19 protein-coding genes and 1 tRNA gene are annotated in these 20736 nt (G+C 55.0%); 8 read left to right on the forward strand and 12 right to left on the reverse strand.

The genetic code is table 11. The annotated features are described in order from the left end of the window. Positions 1 to 3 precede the first annotated feature (3 nt). The 6 genes from fliI to ACG1VR_RS17445 are packed head-to-tail and all read right to left on the reverse strand — an operon-like array spanning position 4 to position 6195. Positions 4 to 1323 carry a flagellar protein export ATPase FliI gene (fliI, locus tag ACG1VR_RS17420; RefSeq protein WP_016535281.1) on the reverse strand — a complete coding sequence of 440 codons (1320 nt, stop codon included), beginning with the start codon at positions 1321 to 1323 and terminating at the stop codon, positions 4 to 6. Further along, positions 1316 to 2062: a flagellar assembly protein FliH gene (gene fliH / locus ACG1VR_RS17425; protein WP_395489413.1), complete on the reverse strand. Its 747-nt coding sequence runs from the start codon at positions 2060 to 2062 to the stop codon at positions 1316 to 1318. The genes fliI and fliH overlap by 8 nt, the downstream gene beginning before the upstream one ends. A 2-nt stretch (positions 2063 to 2064) precedes the next feature. Beyond that, a complete protein-coding gene (locus ACG1VR_RS17430) occupies positions 2065 to 3102 on the reverse strand; it encodes a flagellar motor switch protein FliG (RefSeq protein WP_016535279.1) in 1038 nt (345 codons plus the stop codon). Then, positions 3074 to 4762, reverse strand: a complete 1689-nt coding sequence (gene fliF, locus ACG1VR_RS17435; protein ID WP_395489414.1) for a flagellar basal-body MS-ring/collar protein FliF — start codon at positions 4760 to 4762, stop codon at positions 3074 to 3076. The genes ACG1VR_RS17430 and fliF overlap by 29 nt, the downstream gene beginning before the upstream one ends. Before the next feature lie 10 nt (positions 4763 to 4772). Next, the gene (fliE, locus tag ACG1VR_RS17440; RefSeq protein WP_016535277.1) at positions 4773 to 5135 is read right to left on the reverse strand and encodes a flagellar hook-basal body complex protein FliE; all 363 of its coding nucleotides are present in this window, start codon (positions 5133 to 5135) and stop codon (positions 4773 to 4775) included. Between the two features lie 19 nt (positions 5136 to 5154). Next, positions 5155 to 6195, reverse strand: coding sequence for a sigma-54-dependent Fis family transcriptional regulator (locus ACG1VR_RS17445; protein ID WP_016535276.1), 1041 nt, complete (start codon positions 6193 to 6195; stop codon positions 5155 to 5157). A gap of 505 nt (positions 6196 to 6700) precedes the next feature. On the opposite strand from ACG1VR_RS17445, the gene ACG1VR_RS17450 reads away from it, so the two are divergent. From ACG1VR_RS17450 to ACG1VR_RS17480, 7 genes are read left to right on the forward strand one after another with little or no spacing between them, the layout of a single operon-like run. Further along, the gene (locus ACG1VR_RS17450; protein WP_039897982.1) at positions 6701 to 7585 is read left to right on the forward strand and encodes a FliM/FliN family flagellar motor switch protein; all 885 of its coding nucleotides are present in this window, start codon (positions 6701 to 6703) and stop codon (positions 7583 to 7585) included. Next, on the forward strand, positions 7572 to 7973 hold the full coding sequence (gene fliN / locus ACG1VR_RS17455) for a flagellar motor switch protein FliN (protein ID WP_016535273.1): 402 nt from the start codon (positions 7572 to 7574) through the stop codon (positions 7971 to 7973). Before ACG1VR_RS17450 ends, fliN begins: the two co-directional genes overlap by 14 nt. Beyond that, complete coding sequence (gene fliP / locus ACG1VR_RS17460) at positions 7970 to 8740, forward strand: flagellar type III secretion system pore protein FliP (RefSeq protein WP_395489415.1); 771 nt, start codon at positions 7970 to 7972, stop codon at positions 8738 to 8740. The genes fliN and fliP overlap by 4 nt, the downstream gene beginning before the upstream one ends. Before the next feature lie 2 nt (positions 8741 to 8742). Further along, complete coding sequence (gene fliQ / locus ACG1VR_RS17465) at positions 8743 to 9015, forward strand: flagellar biosynthesis protein FliQ (protein ID WP_016535271.1); 273 nt, start codon at positions 8743 to 8745, stop codon at positions 9013 to 9015. A 5-nt stretch (positions 9016 to 9020) separates the two neighbouring features. After that, positions 9021 to 9794, forward strand: a complete 774-nt coding sequence (gene fliR / locus ACG1VR_RS17470; protein ID WP_395489416.1) for a flagellar biosynthetic protein FliR — start codon at positions 9021 to 9023, stop codon at positions 9792 to 9794. Beyond that, positions 9794 to 10930 (forward strand): flagellar biosynthesis protein FlhB, encoded by a 1137-nt coding sequence (gene flhB / locus ACG1VR_RS17475; RefSeq protein WP_016535269.1) that lies wholly within the window; start codon positions 9794 to 9796, stop codon positions 10928 to 10930. Before fliR ends, flhB begins: the two co-directional genes overlap by 1 nt. Then, positions 10917 to 13016 (forward strand): flagellar biosynthesis protein FlhA, encoded by a 2100-nt coding sequence (locus ACG1VR_RS17480; protein WP_395489417.1) that lies wholly within the window; start codon positions 10917 to 10919, stop codon positions 13014 to 13016. Before flhB ends, ACG1VR_RS17480 begins: the two co-directional genes overlap by 14 nt. 1175 nt (positions 13017 to 14191) lie before the next feature. Here the strand turns inward: ACG1VR_RS17480 and ACG1VR_RS17485 are convergent. The 5 genes from ACG1VR_RS17485 to folD form a co-directional block, all read right to left on the reverse strand. After that, positions 14192 to 15184 carry a lysozyme inhibitor LprI family protein gene (locus tag ACG1VR_RS17485; RefSeq protein ID WP_395489418.1) on the reverse strand — a complete coding sequence of 331 codons (993 nt, stop codon included), beginning with the start codon at positions 15182 to 15184 and terminating at the stop codon, positions 14192 to 14194. Between the two features lie 165 nt (positions 15185 to 15349). After that, positions 15350 to 16366: a Mal regulon transcriptional regulator MalI gene (malI, locus tag ACG1VR_RS17490; protein WP_395489419.1), complete on the reverse strand. Its 1017-nt coding sequence runs from the start codon at positions 16364 to 16366 to the stop codon at positions 15350 to 15352. Between the two features lie 70 nt (positions 16367 to 16436). After that, entirely contained in the window at positions 16437 to 17936 is a 1500-nt protein-coding gene (locus ACG1VR_RS17495) for a PTS transporter subunit EIIC (protein ID WP_039897981.1), read from the reverse strand. A 321-nt stretch (positions 17937 to 18257) separates the two neighbouring features. Next, entirely contained in the window at positions 18258 to 18470 is a 213-nt protein-coding gene (ybcJ, locus tag ACG1VR_RS17500; RefSeq protein ID WP_016535264.1) for a ribosome-associated protein YbcJ, read from the reverse strand. Between the two features lie 2 nt (positions 18471 to 18472). Continuing rightward, positions 18473 to 19339, reverse strand: coding sequence for a bifunctional methylenetetrahydrofolate dehydrogenase/methenyltetrahydrofolate cyclohydrolase FolD (gene folD, locus ACG1VR_RS17505; protein WP_216377211.1), 867 nt, complete (start codon positions 19337 to 19339; stop codon positions 18473 to 18475). A 206-nt stretch (positions 19340 to 19545) separates the two neighbouring features. On the opposite strand from folD, the gene ACG1VR_RS17510 reads away from it, so the two are divergent. Continuing rightward, positions 19546 to 19622 (forward strand) — tRNA-Arg (locus ACG1VR_RS17510). 306 nt (positions 19623 to 19928) lie between these two features. Here ACG1VR_RS17510 and ACG1VR_RS17515 read toward each other — a convergent pair. Further along, positions 19929 to 20711, reverse strand: a complete 783-nt coding sequence (locus tag ACG1VR_RS17515; RefSeq protein WP_395489420.1) for an ABC transporter ATP-binding protein — start codon at positions 20709 to 20711, stop codon at positions 19929 to 19931. Positions 20712 to 20736 lie beyond the last annotated feature (25 nt).

Here is a 20736-nt window from a genome sequence, read left to right on the forward strand (position 1 = left end):
CGGTTATCCCGCCTGCGCCAGCAGGCATAAATCGCTGATAGAGTTGGCAAGCGGTGCCGCATCGTGCACCTCCTGCTGGAGAAACTGCGTAATCGCCGGGGAGAGTTTTACCGCCCGGTCGGCAAGCGGGTCTGCACCCGCCACATAACCACCCAGCGGCAGCAGCGGCTTAATGTTTTGATATTCGGCATACAGCTGCTTCAGCGTTCTGGCGGCAACCTGATGCTGGCGCTCGGTGACCTGGCTCATACAGCGGCTGATGGACTGCCCGACGTCGATGGCGGGGTAATGCCCCGCTTCGGCGAGGTGGCGCGACAGCACAATGTGGCCGTCCAGCACCGCGCGGGCGCAGTCAACTATCGGATCCTGCTGGTCGTCGCCTTCGGCCAGCACGGTATAAATGGCGGTCATGGTGCCGCTCCCGGTGCTGTTCCCGGCGCTTTCTACCAGACGAGGGATCATGCCGAAGGCCGAAGGCGGGTAGCCTTTGGTTGCGGGAGGTTCCCCCAGGGAGAGGGCGATTTCGCGCTGGGCCATGGCGTAGCGGGTCAGCGAGTCCACCAGCAGCAGGACGTCTTTACCTTTATCGCGATAGTAGCTGGCGATGGTGTGGCACAGTTCGGTGGCTTTAATGCGCATCAGCGGCGACTCGTCCGCCGGCGCGGCAACGATCACCGACTTCGCCAGCCCTTCAGCCTGGAGCGAGTTCTCAATAAACTCTTTCACTTCACGGCCACGCTCGCCGATAAGCCCGACCACCACCACTTCGGCCTGGGTGTAACGGGTTATCATCCCCAGCAGCACGCTTTTGCCCACGCCGCTGCCTGCCATCAGGCCCACTCGCTGGCCTTTACCGATGGTCAGCAGGCCGTTAATGGTGCGCACGCCCACGTCCAGCGGCTGCTCCACGCCCTGGCGCGTCAGCGGGTGAACCTGGGGTAAATGCAGCGGCAGCGGGGTGTCGCCCGTCAGTTTACCTTTGTTATCCAGCGGCTCGCCGAGGCCGTTCACCACGCGCCCGAGCCAGCGGTCGCCGATCATCACGCCTTCCTGCTTGTCCGCCGGGAATACCCGCGCCCCGGCAATCAGCCCGGTGGGGTGTTTAAACGGCATCAGCCAGGTGACGTCGCGGTCAAAACCGACGACCTGGGCGTCCATAAACTCGCCTTCGGCGCTTTCGACACGGCACAGCTGCCCCACGGCAAGGCGACAGCCAACGCATTCAAGCAGAATGCCGTTAACACGCACCAGCCGCCCCGCCACGCGGGCAAGGTTGATGTTTTCAATGGAGCGCAGCGCCTGCTCGAAGTCCTGATTACTCATCCTGAGCTTCCGGCAGCAGGTTATCTTTCAGCACGTCCATGCACTGCTCGAGGCGATGCTGGCAGCCAATGTCCATTTCGCTGGTGTCGGTAACGACTTTGCACTCTCCGGCTTCAAGTTCCGGGTCGGCGCACAGCCCCCACTGGCGAGCTTTTTCCGGTTCGGCTTCGCTAATGCGCTGGTATTCATCGCTGTTGAGCAGGACGCGGATTTGATCCGGGATCTGCGGCAGTCCGTTGAGGGCCTCTTCCACCAGGGTCATCATCTGCGTAGGGTGCAGCGCCAGCTCGCAGCGGATCACCTGCCGGGTGACTTTCTCCACCAGTTGCAGCAACTCTTCACGGCGGCGCTGTTCATAGGCACCCAGATACTGGCGCAGCTCTCCCACCAGGCCGTCCAGCGGTTCGGCGGCGTCGAGGAACAGCTGGCGAGCCTGCTGCTTGCCCTCTTCCATCCCTTTGCGCATGCCCTCTTCAAAGCCGAGGCGCGCTCCTTCCTGGTAACCTTCTTCCTTGCCCTCTTCCATTCCCTGGGCAAAACCCCGGTTCAGGCCGTCCTGGAAGCCCTGCATTAACTGCTGCTGGTACTCTTCGGGGTTAAGGGTCTGGCCTGACTGCTCAAGGCTTGCCTGCTGCCAGCTCTTACGCAGCGGCGGGAATTTATGCAGCCGGGGTTTAACCACCGCCTGCCGTCGCGAAGTTAGCCTGTCGAGCGTTGCCGATCGGGTCTGTTTAAACATGCTTATTCCACCGTCTGCTCAGCGAACAGCTGAACCTGGATTTCACCGTCTTCCGCCAGCTGGCGCACGGTGCCCATAATCTCTTTACGCACCTGTTCGATACGGCTCACCGGCACCGGCCCAAGGCGGGAAGTGGTGCTTTGCAGCAGTTGAACCTGGCGCTTCGGCATCACGTTGCAGATGGCCTGACGCAGCACCGGCTCGGTGCCCTTGAGCGCTACGGCCCACTCTTCCATCGGGATCTCTTCCATCAGGCGCTGGAGGGTGTTCTGGTTCTGGCGGCTGAGGATGAAGAACTCGTACATTTCGTCCTTCAGCTCGTCCACCACGTCTTCGTCGCGCTCGCGCAGCTGATCCAGCAACTGCTGCTGGTTCTCAGGAATACGGTTCACAATGTTGGCCGCATGCTTGATGCCGGTCACTTTAGAACCGTGCTCGGAAAGCACCGCTACGCCGCGGTCGATAAGCCTGTCCAGCTCGTCGATAACGTCGCGGTTAACATCATCGAGCTTGGCGATGCGGTAGACGATTTCATCCTGACGTTCCTGCGGCAGCACGCTCAGCACGCTGGCCGCCACGTCCGGCGGCAGGAAGGCAAGGAACACCGCCTGGAGCTGTAAGTGTTCTTGCTCAATAAGCGCCGCCAGTTGCGGAACATCCACCCACTGCAGGCGAGCCATGCGGTAGCGAATTTCGTCGCCGTAGATACCGTTGATAACGCTGCGGGCGATTTCCCCGCCGAGCGCCTTCTCCAGAATGCTGCGCAGATAAGTGCGCGAAGCGCCGTTGATGCCACTCTGTTCGCGGTAGTCCTGGAAAAAGTTGTTCATCGCCTGGCGAGCCTGAGTCACTTTTACTCCGTGCAGGCGCGCCATGGTTTCGCTCAGCAAAATCACCTCTTCACGGCTTAGCTTCTGCATGACCTGAGCGGCGGCGTCTTCGCCCACGCTCAGCAGCAAAATAGCCGCCTGCTCGATGCGCGAGCGCCCGCTGTTACCGGCGCTGCTTTTACTACTCTTGCTTACTGGTGCTTCGCTCATTGCTGTTGATCCACTGTTTCAAGACTTCCGCTACACGCTCGGTTTCGCTCTGGGCGAGCATCTGCAAGTATTCGACTTTGGTTTCAAGGCCGGAGCTTTGCGGAGGGAGATTGTCATCATTCTGGAACGACGATTTCGGCAGGCCAGGCGCCAGCCCTTCTTCGGTCGTCATCATTTCGTTTTCAAGCAGCGCGCCGCTATCCAGCATCGGCTCATTGGCAGCCTCGGCAACCACCACTTCGCGGCGGCCAAAGCGCTGCGCCAGCGGGCGGACGCCAAACAATAAGGTCAGCAGCGCCAGCAGGCCTATGCCGCCGGTTTGCCCCCAATACTGCATGTGAGGATCTTGCCACCATTTCAGCACCGGGAATTCCGCGGCTTCTGGCGCGGTAAACGCCATAACATCCAGCGTTAATGAGTCGCCCCTGGCTTTATCGATACCCGCCGCGTCTTCCACCAGCCGGGTCAGGCCCGCCAGTTTCTCCGGCGTGATTTTCGCCAGCGCCGGTGCGCTCTGGTTCAGGGCAATCGCCACGCGCAGCTTCTCAAGCTGATACCCGGGATGGCGGATATGGCGAATATCGCGGTCGTAGGCGTATTTGCGCTGTTCCTGGTTGCGGCTGCTGAGGGATTGCGGAGAAGCAGACTGCGTCTGAGCGGCGTTAGCGTTAGCATTGGCGTTTGCCGGTGCGTTTGCCGCAGCGGGCTGCTGATTAACCGGACGGTTGCTCAGCGAGCCGGGCACGCCCATCGCCAGTTCGTTAGTGGTATTTTCCTGACTAATATTTTCATCGCTAACGCGGGCGTCTTTCCCCAGGCGTTCCTGGGTTTCTTCCACGCTGCTCATATCAACCTGCGGAGCGACGCTGATGCGGAAGTTGTTGTTGCCGACAAGCGAAGTCAGCAGGCCGGAGATATTCTTTTCGGTGTCGGCCTTCATCCGCTGCACAACGTCATTCGCCTGACGAATGCCCGCCAGGCCGCTATTGCCGCTCTGAATCCCTTCTGAAAGCAGATTACCGCTCTGATCGACCACCCGCACGCTGCTGGCCTTCATGCCCGGTACGCTGCCGGAAACCAGCTGCACGATGGCCGCAACCTGCGGTTCGTCCAGCGTTTTGCCGTAGCGCAGCTGGATAATGACCGAGGCGCTGCTTTCCGGCTTGTTGCTCATCACAAACGAGCTGGCTTCGCTCAGGCCGAGATGAACCCGCGCGGACTCCACCGGATCCAGCCCCATAATGCTCTTCGACAGCTCGCCTTCGAGGCTGCGTTTATAGCGAACGTTCTGCACAAACTGGCTGCTGCCGAGCATCTCTTCTTTATCCATCAGCTCGTAGCCTTCCGGCAGCGCGGCGCTGATGCCTTTTGCCGCCAGCGCCATGCGCGCCTTCGACAGCTTGTTCTCGGCCACCAGAATTTGCCCGTTGTCCGGGTTGATACGGTAGGCAATGTTCTCCGCGCCCAACACCTCAACAACCTGGGCGGTAGGCAGATTTTCCTGGGCGCCATACAGCGCGACATAGCCGCCGCTGCTGCGCCATATCGAAGCGACAATGGCGCCGGTCAGCAACACGGCTGCGGCGCCAATAAGCCATTTTTTATGATTCCCCTGCGGTACCGGCAGCGCCGCAAGCTGAGTTTTAATTTTGTTTAACAAGGTAAGGCCCTTAGAGCGGAATGTTCATCACTTCATCCAGCGCGCTGGTGAGCTTATTGCGCACCTGCATCATCGCCGTGAACGCCACGCTGGCCTTCTGGCTTTCGATCATCGCGCCGGTTAAATCATCGCTCTGCCCGGTGTCGATGGCCGTCTGCTTTGCGCTGGCGGAGTGCTGAAGTTGGTCAACGCTGTTGACGACCTGCTTCAACGCGTTGCCGAAGGAGACGGGCTGCGCGGTGCTATTCAGCGACGGAGCAAAGTTCTGCGCCGCGGCAATAGAGCCGGAACCGGCGCTGACGGCGGTACTTTGCAGGCGATTGAGCATCTCCTGCTGCGCCATCGGCATGCCTAATCCTGAAATTTTATCCATAACGGTTTCCTTCTCCTTTTCAGGAGTAACACTCAATATCAATGCCCTCTTCGCGCATCGAAGCCAGCCGGTAGCGCAGCGCACGAGGGGTTATGCCTAAGAACTGTGCGGTTTTAGATTTATTGCCCTGATGGCGCTTGAGCAGATCGATGATGTACTGGTATTCGGCCATGCGGCCATGCAGCTTCACGTTGCGGATCGCCGCCACCGCGCCGCGCACGCCGTCGTTTTTGGTTTCGTGCCAGGCCGGCATCATCTCAATGCCGGAGCTTTGCGAAGCCGCCGGGGCAAGACCAAAGTCATTGGCGGTAATTTCGCTGCCGTTGCAAAGGATCAGGCCGCGCTGAATCACGTTTTCCAGCTCGCGGACGTTGCCCGGCCAGTCATAGCTGAGCAGCGCACGGCGGGCGTCTTCGCCGAGGCGGGTATTGCCCTGGTGAAAAGTGTGATACTTGCTAATAAAGCGCTGGGCCAGCGGCACGATATCCTGCTGGCGTTCGCGCAGCGGCGTAATATGAATCGGTACCACGGAAATACGGTAGAACAAGTCCTGACGGAAACGTCCCTCGGCAATCTCAAGCTGCAAATCTTTATTCGTGGAGGCAATCAGGCGAATATCGAGCGGGATGCGTTTATGGCTTCCCAGGCGCTCAACTTCCTGTTCCTGTAATACACGTAATAGTTTCGCCTGCAGCGCCAGCGGCATATCGCCAATTTCGTCAAGCAATAACGTGCCGCCATTTGCCTGTTCGAACTTACCCGCCACGCTGGTTACCGCTCCGGTAAATGCGCCCTTTTCATAGCCGAATAAAATAGCTTCCAGCATGCTTTCAGGAATCGCTGCGCAGTTGACTCCAATATAAGGAGCATCAACGCCGGATGCGTGCTCGTGAATATACTTAGCCACGCATTCTTTACCGGTTCCTGTTTCGCCGGTAATTAATACCGACACATTGAAGTTCGCCACGCGACGAGCCAGCGCAAATACACTGACGCTGGAGGGTGCGCTGGCAACAAAGCCATTAATATTACCAGCGTCGTGTTCCACAAACATGTTCATGATGTGTTACCAACCTATAATTAATTCAGACTAATAAGGACAGCAAAACCGGCTTAATGCGCCCTTTATTACAAAGAACAATTATCAAGACCGTTTATGTTAAGCGTCTGGTATCGGCTATTTAATCGCTGGCATCTCAATGCGGCGACTATCACTGGGGGCGAGTATAATGATGTACTACGAAATGTCTTATTTTTAAGGGATATTAAAATATTAATCATTAAAATACAGTGAGTTACAAAAGTTATTAATCTTAATAACCCTCGGATAAATAATAGATTAATAAGCTACGCCCCCTTGCAACAACGGGCGTAAGCAGGTCTAATCAACGTCCTGAAAAAAAGTGATGAGATGTTTTCAAGTAATGACCCGCTGCTGCTAATAAAGAGCGCCACCTCATTCTCATAACTTAAACCTCCAGGTAATATTTTTTTTTGGCGGCTGATGAATCAATAATGAATCTCATTAGCGACGCCGTCAAATTCAATAGTTATGCGGAAGAATTATGCAGCCTGTACTACAACGACTTAGAATTCATCACCGCGATCGGCTTCCCGACCTGGTGAAGCTGGAAGTAAATAAACTTGGCCGTCCGTGGCACAAGCTGCCAAAGATCATGAATGATTGCTTCGATATTCTTGATGCGCGCTTGAGTATTTACTTCTTAAAAAAATTCAGAGTTAACGTCATGTTAAAAAACATGACATTTGCCATTGATAAAAATTATAAAAATACACAAATATTTTCCACCAACTACGGCAATCTCGCTTTCGATATTGATCGTATTTTGCTGCTGAATATTCTCCATGACTATTATGGTCTGAGCAAAGACAGCACCCAGGTGGCACCGGATCTGTCTCAGCCGGTATCAAAAACCGAAGAACGACTGAAGAATAAACTGGGCCAGGAGCTTACCGCCCTGATAGTCAATAAAGAAACCTTCGGTGAAGAGTTAGAAATTAAAAACGATTATTCGACGGTCATTAGCCAGTGGTCGTGGTGCATCACCTTTAGCCTCGAAGGTTATGACCAGGGTGGATTTACCATCCTGCTCGACCATTTTCATGTTGACCGCATGCTGGCGAAACTGAGAACGCCGGACGGCACCGAGAGCGAAAAGGAGTCGGCCCTGAGCGCCGGGCAAATTGAGCGGCTGTTCTACGACCTGCCGCTAAAGCTCAACGGCCGCCTGGCCTCGCTGAACCTGACGGTGGCGCAAATTGCCGACATTGAACCCGGAGACATTATTCCGCTTTCACTGAACCAACCCATGCCGGTCTTTATTGGCAAAGAACAGATTTTTACCGCTGAAATCGCGGAAGATCGCGGCAAATTGCTGCTGAGTGAATTTAACGATAAGACGGCCGAGAAGCACTATGAGTCAAATTGAACAAGACCTGAGCCAGTCCCTGAGCCTGGACGACCTGAACTTCGACGATGCTCCGCAGGAAGAGACGGTTGAAGGCAATATCCGTATGGATTTGCAGGACAACACGCCACGCCATAATCCAATGGACAAGATGCGCAAGATGTCTCTGTTTAGCCGCATTCCCGTTACCCTCACGCTGGAAGTCGCCTCGGTGGAGATTTCGCTGGCCGATTTAATGTCCGTCACCAACGATTCTGTGGTTGAGCTGGATAAGCTGGCCGGTGAACCGCTGGACATTAAAGTGAACGGCATTCTGTTTGGCCGCGGCGAAGTGGTGGTGCTTAACGACAAATACGGACTACGCATCATCGAATTCAACAACAAAGATCTTGGCGAGCTGGCAGGATGAAACGGCTGTTACGCTGCCTCGCGGGCAGAAAATCCGCCCTGACGGCGCTGCTGACGCTCGGCCTGTGCTTTTCGCCGCTGCTGTTTGCCGCCAACGGCGAGGTGACATTATTCAGCTCGGCTAATACCGACGCGGGCCAGGATTACAACGTTAAAATTGAAATCCTGATCCTGATGACCCTGCTCGGCCTGCTGCCGATCATGGTGCTGATGATGACCTGCTTTACCCGCTTTATCATCGTACTGGCGATTTTGCGCCAGGCGATGGGGCTGCAACAAAGCCCGCCGAATAAAATTCTCACCGGGATTGCCCTCGCCCTGACGCTGCTGGTCATGCGTCCGGTGTGGACCACGGTGTATAACGAAGCGATAGTGCCGTTCCAGAACGACAAAATTACTCTTAATCAGGCGCTGGCTACCGCCGAAGTACCGCTCAAAAAATTCATGCTGGCGCAGACCAACAACAAGGCAATGTCCCAGATGATGGAGATTGCCGGGGTGAGCGGTGACGCTCGCGAACAGGAGTTAACCGTGGTCACCCCCGCCTATCTGCTGAGCGAGCTGAAAACCGCGTTCCAGATTGGCTTTATGATTTACATTCCGTTCCTGGTTATCGACCTTATCGTCGCCAGTATCCTGATGGCGATGGGGATGATGATGCTGTCGCCGCTGATTGTCTCGCTGCCGTTTAAGCTGATGCTGTTTGTACTGTGCGACGGCTGGACGCTGATTGTCGGCACCCTGACCTCAAGCGTACAGGGGCTATAGCGATGATGAATATGGACACCGCCGGGGACATCATGGCTTCCGGCATTCAGCTGGTGCTGCTGATTTCCGCCGTCGCTATCGTGCCCAGCCTGCTGGTTGGCCTGTGCGTGAGTATTTTCCAGGCCACGACCCAGATTAATGAGCAAACCCTGAGCTTCCTGCCGCGTCTGGTTGTCACGCTGCTGGTGCTGATTTTTGGCGGTAAATGGATGCTGACCCGGCTGGTGGACTTCACCACGGCAATCTTCCACCAGGCCTCCTCGCTGGTTAGCTGAGCATTATGGGCATCAATATCCACGACTTGTTCAATCCGCTGATGGCGATGGTGCTGCCCTTCGTGCGTATTCTGGCGTTTATCCATTTTTGCCCGGTGCTCGACAACAAAGCCTTCTCCCGCCGCATTAAAATTGCCACCGCATTAACGCTCACGGCGCTGATTACCCCGATGCTGCACAACAACGTGGTGCTTAACGAACTGGTGTCGATGCGCGCTATTTTGCTTATCGGCGAGCAGCTGCTTTGGGGGCTGCTGTTTGGCATGACGATGCAGCTGGTGTTCGTCGCCTTGCAAACCGCCGGGCATATTCTGTCGATGAATATGGGGCTGGGGATGGCGATGATGAACGACCCGGTCAACGGCGGCTCGACCACGGTTATTTCGCAAATTATCTTTATTTTCTGCGCCCTGCTGTTCTTCATCATGGACGGACATCTGCTGGTAGTGACCATTCTGGTGAAGGGCTTCAGCTACTGGCCCATCGGCCAGGCTATCAACGAGCCGACGCTAAAGCAGCTGGTGCAAAGCCTCGGCTGGATAGTGGCCTCCGCCACGCTTGTCGCGCTGCCCACCACTTTTGTAATGCTGATTGTGCAGGGTGGATTTGGCCTGCTTAACCGCGTATCGCCGACCCTGAACCTGTTTTCTCTCGGCTTCCCGATAAGCATGCTGTTCGGCCTGCTGTGTATCACCATGATTGTGTCCCATATTCCCGAGCACTATCTCAATTTAACCAATGAGATCCTTGCCAGGCTTGATGCGATGCGGGTGAACTGATGTCGGCCTCAAGCGGAGATAAAAGCGAAAAACCTACCGCAGGTAAACTGCGTAAGGCGCGCCAGAAGGGAGATATTCCTCGCTCCAAAGACCTGACCATGGCGGTCGGACTGGTGGCATCCTTTATTACGCTCGGCAGCTTCTTCCCTTATTACAAAACGCTGATTGGCGAGTCGTTTTTGTCGGTCGGCACCATGGCGGGCAAGCTCGACGATAGCGGCGCGCTCGGCCAGTTTATGATGCTTAACGTGATTATCGTGCTGAAGTTTATCGCCACGTTAGTGCCGATTCCGCTGGCCTGCATTGTTTCAAGCCTTATCCCGGGCGGCTGGATATTTACCCCCAACAAGCTGCTGCCGGACTTTAAAAAAATTAACCCCATCAGCGGCTTTAAAAGAATGGTTTCCGGCAGCCACTACGTGGAGGTCGGCAAAATGCTGGCCAAGTGCGGCGTTATTCTCGCCGTGCTTTACACCATGGTGCACGACTCGCTCAACGGGCTGCTGAACCTGCAACAGCTTTACCTGCGCCAGGCCATCGACGGCGGGTTTGATATTTTCCACCACGTCATTAGCTACTTTGTGGCTGTAATTGTCGTGTTCGCCCTGCTGGACGTGCCGCTGAGCAAATTTATGTTCACCAAAAAAATGCGCATGACCAAGCAAGAAGTGAAGGAAGAACATAAGAACAACGACGGCAACCCGCAGATCAAAGGGCGTATCCGCCAGCTACAGCGCCAGATGGCGATGGGGCAAATCAATAAGTCGGTTCCGGCCGCGGACGTTATTGTGACTAACCCAACCCACTACGCCGTCGCCCTGAAATATGACCCGGATAAAGCCGAAGCGCCCTATATCGTGGCAAAAGGCGTGGACGACGTAGCGATGTTTATCCGCGAAGTGGCCCAGAACCACGGCGTGGAAATAGTTGAATTCCCTCCGCTGGCGCGTGCGGTTTATTACACCACGCGCGTCAACCAGCAGATTCCGGCGCAGCTGTTTCGCGCCATTGCTCATGTCCTGACTTACGTGATGCAGGTGAAAGCCTGGCGTGCGGGCAAAGTTGAGCAAAAACCCCGCCTTAACAGGCAGATTGATATTCCAAAAGAGGTATTAAAAGCCGATGGCGAACAGTAAGTTAACCCAGGCCGTTACCATCCTGAGGCAGACGCACGTTGGCGTGCCGATCCTGCTGCTCAGCGTGCTGGCGATGATTATCCTGCCGCTGTCTCCGCTGGTGCTGGATATCCTGTTTACCTTCAACATCGTGCTGGCGGTCATCGTGCTGCTGGTGGCGGTAAACAGCAAGCGCCCGCTGGACTTCGCGGTCTTCCCGACCCTGCTGCTTATTACCACGCTGATGCGCCTGACGCTCAACGTGGCCTCCACGCGCGTGGTGCTGCTGCACGGCCATGAAGGCGAAGGCGCGGCCGGTAAGGTTATCGAGGCTTTCGGGCAGGTCGTTATCGGCGGTAACTTCGTGGTGGGCTTCGTGGTGTTCGTCATTCTGATGATCATCAACTTCGTGGTGGTCACCAAAGGGGCGGAGCGTATTTCCGAAGTTTCGGCTCGCTTCACCCTCGACGCGCTGCCGGGTAAACAGATGGCTATCGACGCCGACCTGAATGCCGGGTTAATTAACCAGCAGCAGGCAAAAACGCGGCGTAAAGACGTAGCGAACGAAGCCGATTTTTACGGCGCAATGGACGGGGCTTCTAAGTTCGTTCGCGGCGACGCCATTGCCGGGATCATGGTGCTTATCATCAACGTGATCGGCGGGATCTGTATCGGTATTTTCAAATACGATCTCGACGCCAGCCATGCGTTCCAGCAGTACGTGCTGCTGACCATCGGCGACGGCCTGGTTGCCCAGATCCCTTCCCTGCTGCTGGCAACCGCCGCGGCCATTATCGTTACCCGCGTCAGCGACGGCGGCGACGTCAGCGATGAGATTAAAACTCAGCTGCTCGCCCGCCCGAACGTGCTCTATACCGCCGCGTTTGTGATGTTTATTCTGGCCGTAGTGCCGGGCATGCCTCACATCGCTTTCCTGAGCTTTACCGCGCTTTTGCTGTTCGCAGCCTGGCGACAGGGCAAAGTTATTCAGCCTGCCGCGCAGCAGGACGACGACATGGAGGCGATTCAGGAAGCGCTGGCCCCGGAAACAGAGCCGACCGTCAGCTGGGAGAGCATCCCGCTGGTGGAGCCAATTGGCCTGAACCTCGGCTACAAGCTGGTTTCGCTGGTGGATGCCGCCAAAGGCAGCCCGCTGTCGCAGCGTATTCGCGGCGCAAGGCAGGTTATCTCTGAGACCTGCGGCGTGCTGCTGCCGGAGATTCGCATCCGCGAAAACTTCCGCCTGAAACCCGCCCAGTACGCCATTCACATTAACGGCATCCGGGTGGCGCTGGGCGAAGTTAACGCAGAAAAGCTGATGGCTATCCCCGGCGGTGAACTGTACGGCGAAATAGACGGCGTGCTGGATACCGACCCGGCCTACGGCATGGCGATAGTCTGGATTGACCCGGAGCAAAAAGCTCGCGCCCTGAACCTGGGTTACCAGGTCGTGGACTGCGCAAGCGTAGTGGCAACTCACGTCAATAAAGTTGCGCGCCAGCATCTGCCGGAGCTGTTTAACTACGATGATATTACGCACCTGCATTCTCGCCTGGCATTGCAGGCGCCGAAGCTGGCGGAGGATTTAAACAACGCGCTTAACTTCAGTCAGTTGCTGAAGATTTACCGCCAGCTGCTGCTTGAGCAGGTTTCCCTGAAGGATATTGTCACCATCGCCGCCACGCTGCTTGAAAGTTCAGCCGTGACGAAGGACCCGCAGCTGCTATGCGCCGACGTGCGTTACGCCCTGCGTCGTGCCATTTTGCATAATATCAACGGCGACCGCAGGCAGCTCGCGGCCTACACCATTGATAACGAGCTGGAAAACCTGCTGCTGAACGCGCTAAACCAGGCCCAGCAGGCCGGTAAAGTGGCGCTGGACAGCTTCCCGGTTGACCCGAATATTCTGGCGCAGCTGCAAAACACTATGCCGATGATTTACGAGCAAATGAAGGCGAAAAGCCTGCCGCCGCTGCTGCTGGTTACGCCGCAGCTACGCCCGATTTTGTCGCGCTATGGGCGCCTGTTCAGCTCTGGTTTGCATGTGCTTTCTTATAACGAAGTGCCGGACGATAGCGATTTGAAGATTGTCGGCACGCTGGCGTAGTTCATTCCCCTCACCCCGTCCCTCTCCCCAAAGGGGCGAGGGGGGCAAAAATAGCGTTGTATCACCAGTGCCAGATCGCATTAGATTCCGCAGCCACGCCCTTGCCCCCGTCACTCCCCTGAGAACCCGGACTCCCGGCGAGATAAATCGCCGCAAGCGGTAAACCTCCGTTTTATCTCCCAGCCCTGGGTCGGCTGCGATGCGTTCCCGACGCTCACAGCCTCCGCCCGCTCCCGGCGTCCGGACCCTGGTCAGTCGGAGAGAAAACGGAGGCGATTTAAGCCGGAACAAGTGCATCGCTTCAATCCCGCAGCCATCCTGAAAGTCAGTGTTGCTTTAAGTCTCGCAGCGATGCCCTTGCTCCCGGCTCTCATCGTCCCCGGCTTTGACCCAACTCAGGCGGGGTGGAGCTGCCGGGAGCAGCGAAAGAGAGCGATCGTCGGGAACGGATCGCGAACGACCCCGAATGTTTGGGTGATAGCCGGGGGTTTACCGCTTTAGCGGCGATGAGTTTGCCGGCGCCGGGGGTTGTCAGGGGGAAAGGCGTATTTCCCCCTGACACGTTCACCGTTCGCGGAACGTGCAGGGAAAACAGATTCCCGGTGAACGGAACATAACCGTGCTCACAGAGGTTATCTCTTCTGGTTACAGTCGTGTATGCGAACCCGGAGATAATTCCGTTCACGTAATATTCCGCTGCTTATGTAGCTCCAGCACTCGTGAACGTCTCAGGGGAGTCACCGTCACTCCCCTGAGAACCCGGACTCCCGGCGAGATAAATCGCCGCAAGCGGTAAACCTCCGTTTTATCTCCCAGCCCTGGGTCGGCTGCGATGCGTTCCCGACGCTCACAGCCTCCGCCCGCTCCCGGCGTCCGGACCCTGGTCAGTCGGAGAGAAAACGGAGGCGATTTAAGCCGGAACAAGTGCAGCGCTTCAATCCCGCAGCCATCCTGAAAGTCAGTGTTGCTTTAAGTCTCGCAGCGATGCCCTTGTTCCCGGCTCTCATCGTCCCCGGCTTTGACCCAACTCAGGCGCGGTGGTGCCAGAGATAGGCAGCTATGCGAGTGAAAGGAAAAATTGCGTAGCGGCAGCTCTCCCCCTGAGGGTGAGAGAGATAAACGGAGTTTTTAGCCCCCTCTCCCTTTCAGGGAGAGGGCTGGGGTGAGGGTAAAAATTACTTCTCTAAAAACCTTAGCTTCCAGCTCTGGAGCGTGCGGGGAAGTGGCTCTTTTTCATTGCCCTTAGAACGGTAAAACTTGGCTTCCTGCACGCCGTTTTTACCCGGAGCGGTGCGGGCGGCCCACATTTTGCCTTCCGGAGTATACATAATAATTGCGGTGTGGCGGTTTGCCTGGCCTCGCACCCACATGGAGATAACCTTCGCGCCTATGTTATCTATATCATCCTGATAAATATAAATATTAGCCGTATCAACGAAGCGCTGATAATCCTCTCCGACCATCTCCCGGAAGCGGATATCCGTTGCTTCATCCGGGAAAACGCCAATTGACAGCAGCGTGGCCTTCGGACGCGGATCGGTCTGGCTCTTTACATAGCGGCCATCAACAAATACGCCGTTCGGCATCGACATATTGCAGCCCCAGTCGGCGTTGCTATGCACCTGGATAGAACCATCCTGGCGGGGAATAAACAACAGCTTACAGTTGCTGGTATCTTCCACTTTTTCCACCACAGCCATGCCGTAAAGCTTTCTCGCTTCGGCGGTGAAATCGTCATGATTAACCCCGGCCCATGCCCGGATATCAACGGTTAAAGACCACTCGGCGTTGCGGCTAAAGGTTAAGATGCCGCCGCTGCGGTTTGGTGCCGCGGTATTCCACCACTTTCCCTGCCAGTCAAAATTTTCATTAGCATCTGAAATCCGGCTAATACCTTCATAATAGGCACGCTCGATACAGCTGTCAGAGGTACAGCTTTCCAGCGATTTCTCCCACTCCAGGTACTCTTTATGTACCGCAGGGGCGTCGGAATTGATAAGCATTGCCCGATAGATAATGGTCATCGTGGCGTCAAGCCAGTGCAAATTTTCATTATTGCAGATGGTGTTTTCCAGCGGCGTTGCGGCCCGCTGGCAGTTGACTGCCAGAGCATTGCCAGAATAAAAACCGAGGAAAACCACAAAAATGAGTGCGAATCGTCTTAGCATTTTTACAGATAATTCTTAGTAACGGGATGCCAGTGTGACCCGGTTATATAACCATTGCAATATAAACGCCTTAATCATCATTAATATGGAAAATAATGAAAACCATACGTTAATAAAATGACGTTAATTATGAGTAGATTAATAACATTATTATTAATTTCAGCCTCAGGCAGATTCACGCGGAACCAGCTCTCCGGAAATAATAATGCGCTGGGCAGGCAATTCAGGCTGCTTAATTTTGCTGACGATAAGCGAGGCGGCCTGGCGGCCGGTTTCTTCGCTGGCGGCGGAAACGTAGGTAAAACTCGGTGAAGTGAGATTAATGTACATCATGTCTTCAAAGCCGATGAGCGACACCTGCTGGGTAAGAAACACATCTTTACCCACCGTGCGCCCGACCTGCTGAATACCGGTGATAGCGCCGATAATTGACGCCGGAGAATGGCACAGCATGGCGGTGATTTGGTTGCTCTTTTCCAGCATCTGCCGGGTAGCATATGCCGCTGCTGACGTGTCGTCCGCACATTCCGCCGCCCACTCTTCTCTGAACGGCAGGCCGTACTGTTGCAAGGCGCTGCGGTAGCCCGATAGTCGCTCTGCGCGGATCAGGCATGACTTACTGCCGCCGAGCCAGGCAATATTACGATGCCCGCGCTCTATCAAAAAGCGGGTGGCCTGGTTTCCGGCCTGGCGGTTGTCGCGGCCAATAACATCCCGCGAGCTGGTAATCGTGGACTCAGAGATAACCACCGTAGGCAGCGGGCAGTCGGCAATGGCCTGAGGCAGCTCGGCAGAGTGGCGGTCAGCCGCCAGATAAATCACACCGGCAACACCCTGCTGGGCAAAAGACGTCAGGCAATTCCGCAGTTGCTGCTGGTCGTCACGCGGCTGGCCAAGAAACACCATATAGCCTTGTTTCTCAAGATGCTGCACCACGCTTGCGGTGACGTTTATCGAAAAGGAGTCGTTGAAATCACGGATGATAAGACCAATCAGGTTTGAAGTGCTGGAGCGCAGGTTGGCGGCGGCGACGTTATGGACATAGCCCAGCTGCTTGATAGCCGCATTAACCTTCTCGATGGTTGCTTCGGAGATCTTCCCTTTCTGGCGCAGTACCAGCGAAACGGTAGACACCGAAACGCCCGCCAGCTCCGCAACATCAATGATATTGACCTTTTTCATTCCGCCCCTGTTAGCGCCTTTCCATAAATTTCAGCCCCCTGAAACATACAGGAGGCCGAAAGGTATTACATCACTTACCGATCATCGTCGACATCGTCTGTGCGATGAACTGTGCTCTGGCCCCGAATATCACCTGAATACCCGAGTCGCCGACGAAGACTACGCCGCGCGCGCCCAGATTGTTCAGGCCGTCTTTGTCCACCATTGTGCTGTCATCCACTTCAAGACGCAGGCGGGTAATGCACGAGCCGACGGAGTTGATGTTCGGCGCGCCGCCCAGCAGGCCGATGATATCGCCAGCCAGCTCGGTATCGGTTTTATCCCCGGCGTTGGCGGTAATTTCGGCGCGGCCCGGCGTTTTCACGTCAAAGCGGCGAATAACGAAGCGGAAGGTGAAGTAGTAAATCAGCGCCATCGGCACGCCCACCACAACCGCCATCAGGAAGTTGGTCTGGTAGCCGTTGAACGACGGCAGGATGCCGAAGGAGATATAGTCGATCATCCCGGCGGAGAAGGATTTCGCAATATGCGCATGCAGCAGGTACATACACATATAAGAAAGCCCGGCCATCACGGCGTTAAACACGTACAGGATAGGAGCCACAAAAATAAAGGTGAACTCTACCGGCTCGGTTATCCCGGTCAGGAAGCAGGTCAGCGCCGCGGAGAACAAAATACCGGAGGCAATTTTCTTATTTTTGGTGTTGGCTTCATGGTACATCGCAAGACAGGCGGCAGGCAGCGCGAACAGCATCAGCGGGAACTCGCCCTGCATGAATTTACCGGCATCCTGATAGCTGTCGCTGCTGAAGGACTTCACGCCCTCCTCCAGCATTTTGAACCAAATCGTCTGGTCGCCGTGAATAACCTGCCCGCCGTGGGTGGTGTATTCCCCGAACGAATACCAGAAGGACGGATACCAAATGTGGTGCAGGCCAAGCGGGATCAGCGCACGTTCAACCAGGCCAAAAATAAAGGTCGAAGCCGCCTGATTATCGCCATTTACCACTACGGACAACGCATCAATGCCGGACTGAATATAAGACCAGACCCACGGCAGAACCATGCCCAGCAGGAACGACAGAAACGCGGTAGCAATTGCCACGAAACGTTTGCCGGAGAAGAAGCCGAGGAATTCCGGCAACTGCATGGTGTGGAATTTGTTGTAGCACCACGCGGCAAGAATACCGGAGATAAGGCCGCCGAAGACGCCCATTTGCAGCGTCGGAATACCCACCACCATGGCGTATTTACCGCCTGCGGAGGCCATTTCCGGCGTAATGTGCATCACGGTGCCGATGGTAATATTGATGATAAACACCGAAACCGCAGCAGAAAGCGCGGCGATGCCGGATTCTGCGGCCAGGCCAACGGCGGAGCCGATAGCAAACAGCATAGGCAGGTTATCGAAAATAACCCCGCCCGCGTTCATCATTAACGGTAAGTGAAACTTATCGCCGAACGCCAACAGCAGGCCCGCGGCGGGCAGCAAAGAAATTGGCAGCATTAAGGCGCGGCCAATCATGGAAAGCTTTGATAACGATTTTACAACACTGGACAACAGACTCATGGACGTTTCCCCCGGTGCAGACGCAGTAACCGCGTTTTGTCTGTTCACGCGTTTTTATGGTTGGTAGAACGTTCTACTAGAACGTTCTACCTAGAGTGCCGAAAGGGATTTTTCCCCGCAACTGAAATCTTCGTTGTTGCCATATTGTTATCGAATATTTGAAGTCGCGCAGGTTTTGAGTAGTGGCGACAGGGTGCGGCGCTCTTCGGCCAGCCCAAGCGTTGCAGCCTGATTGGCGGAGTTTGTCTTGCGGGATTCAGTTGCAGAGCATTAAGAGAAAGCAAACCCTCAGCCGGTGAGACCGAGGGTTAAGGTCAGAGGTTAGGGCTGAACGGTAATGCTCAGGCTTTCAAAAGCCACGGTTTGCCCGGCAACGATTTTGCAGCGTTTGCGGGTTTCGACTTCGCCGTCCACCTTCACCATGCCTTCGGCAATCACCGCCTTCGCCTGCGCGCCGCTTTCGCACCAGCCTTCCAGCTTCAGCAGATCGCACAGTTCAACATGTGGGTGTTTACCTAATGAGAAGGTCGCCATTATTACTCTCCATCGACATCATGATATTCCTCGCAGGCCTGCAAGGTATTCTGGATTAGAGTGGCGACGGTCATCGGACCCACGCCACCCGGAACCGGCGTAATATACGAGGCTTTGGCGGCGGCTTCATCATAATTTACGTCGCCGACCACTTTCCCGCTTTCCAGACGGTTAATACCCACGTCCACTACGATAGCGCCTTCTTTGATCCACTCGCCCGGAATAAAGCCCGGTTTGCCTACCGCAACAATCACCAGGTCGGCGTTCTCAACGTGCTGGCGCAGGTTTTTGGTAAAGCGGTGGGTCACGGTGGTGGTGCAGCCCGCCAGCAGCAGTTCCATACTCATCGGGCGGCCAACGATGTTGGAAGCGCCAATGATGACCGCGTTCAGGCCGTAGGTGTCGATGTTGTAGCGCTCAAGCAGCGTAACGATACCGCGTGGCGTACAAGGGCGCAGGCGCGGCGCGCGCTGGCACAGGCGGCCAATGTTGTACGGATGGAAACCGTCTACGTCTTTATTCGGGTCGATACGCTCGAGCACCTTCACGTTATCAATCCCGGCAGGCAGCGGAAGCTGAACCAGGATCCCGTCGATTTCAGCATCGGCGTTCAGGTCGTCAATCAGCCCTAACAGCTCCGCTTCGCTGGTGGTTTCCGGCAAATCGTAAGAACGGGAGACAAAACCGACCTCTTCGCAAGCTTTGCGTTTGTTGGCAACATAAATCTGGGACGCAGGGTTCGCTCCCACCAATACAACGGCCAGACCAGGGGCGCGTTTTCCTGCGGCAATTCGGGCTTTTACTTTTTCAGCAACTTCAAGCCGTACCTGCTGCGCAATCGTTTTACCGTCAATAATCTTTGCTGCCATCAGAGAGAGAATTCCATCTGTAAACTTAAAGGAAGGGGATTGCTTCTATTTTGTCAGATGCGCGGCCCGCTGTCAGGCTCTGATGTGGGTTTATGCTCAATTGTCGCGCAGGTGGTTGAAAAGCCATTGACTCAAAGGGTGCTGACCGTATAATCCCACCCGCACAAAGGTGTGATTCTTCTGCAATGACACCCGCACTCCCCAGTGCGCCCTTAGCTCAGCTGGATAGAGCAACGGCCTTCTAAGCCGTAGGTCACAGGTTCGAACCCTGTAGGGCGTACCAAATTCATATCAAGAGACGTCAACCGACGTCTTTTTTTATGCCTGAAATTTAGTAAGTTGGCTAACTTTAGTGCGTCGAAAATCAGCAAGTCTGCTGCTACTAGTTAACGGCCCATATTGAATCAAAGGTATCGCCTGCCATAATCTAATCGTCGAAATATGGCAGGCGATTGAGCAGAAAAAATGAGAGTTACCATTTACCTGGTATAATGATTCTCCTCCCTATAAAACAGGTAGCTCTCAAATTTTCATAACAATATGTTAGATGCCGTGGTGACTAATATTGTCTACCGCCCTGAGTCTCCCTTCAGACACAAGATGCTATCCTGTCGTTTAGCGCATCGCTGATTTTATCCACCATTGGCGCAATACTGTCTTTGGTTCTCAGAGAACGCTCAATATCTATATGAAAGGTATCCGTGATTGTGCTGGCTTTTCCCCCCAGCAGGCAGACTCTGTCAGAAAGCATTACCGCTTCTTCGACGCTGTGAGTGACCAGCAACATCGAGCGCGTCTTAATCACACGATTTTCCCACAGCTCAATAAGATCCTGGCGTAGTTTATTACCGGTAAAAATATCCAGTGCCGAGAATGGCTCATCCATCAGCAACAGTTCCGGTTCGACGGCTAGTGCACGGGCGAATCCAACACGCTGCCGCATTCCTCCTGACAGCTCTCTCGGATAGGCTTTTTCGTACCCGGAAAGCCCTATCAGATCAAGCATGTCCATTGTCCTTTTACCCACCTCATCTGACGATAATCCCTGCGCCTGAAGCCCAAATGCCACGCTATCAAAAACGTTTAGCCAGGGGAAAAGTGCAAAAGACTGAAATACCATACTGGTATGTTTGCCTGGCCCGTTGATGGGTAAATCGCAGCAAACAATAGAGCCTATATCCGGCTCTACTAATCCAGCAACCATCCTTAATAGCGTTGACTTTCCTGAGCCGGAGCGCCCCAGTAAAGCAACGATTTCATTCTCTTTAATCTCAAGACTAATATTATCCAGCACGGTTACTTTTTGCTTACGACCTTTATTAAATGATTTTGAGACGTTCTTAATCTCTAATACTACTGATGATTTTTTCATAATAATCCCTGACATCTTTAATTTG

This window comes from Cedecea davisae (assembly GCF_044095835.1).
Lineage (GTDB): Bacteria > Pseudomonadota > Gammaproteobacteria > Enterobacterales > Enterobacteriaceae > Cedecea > Cedecea davisae.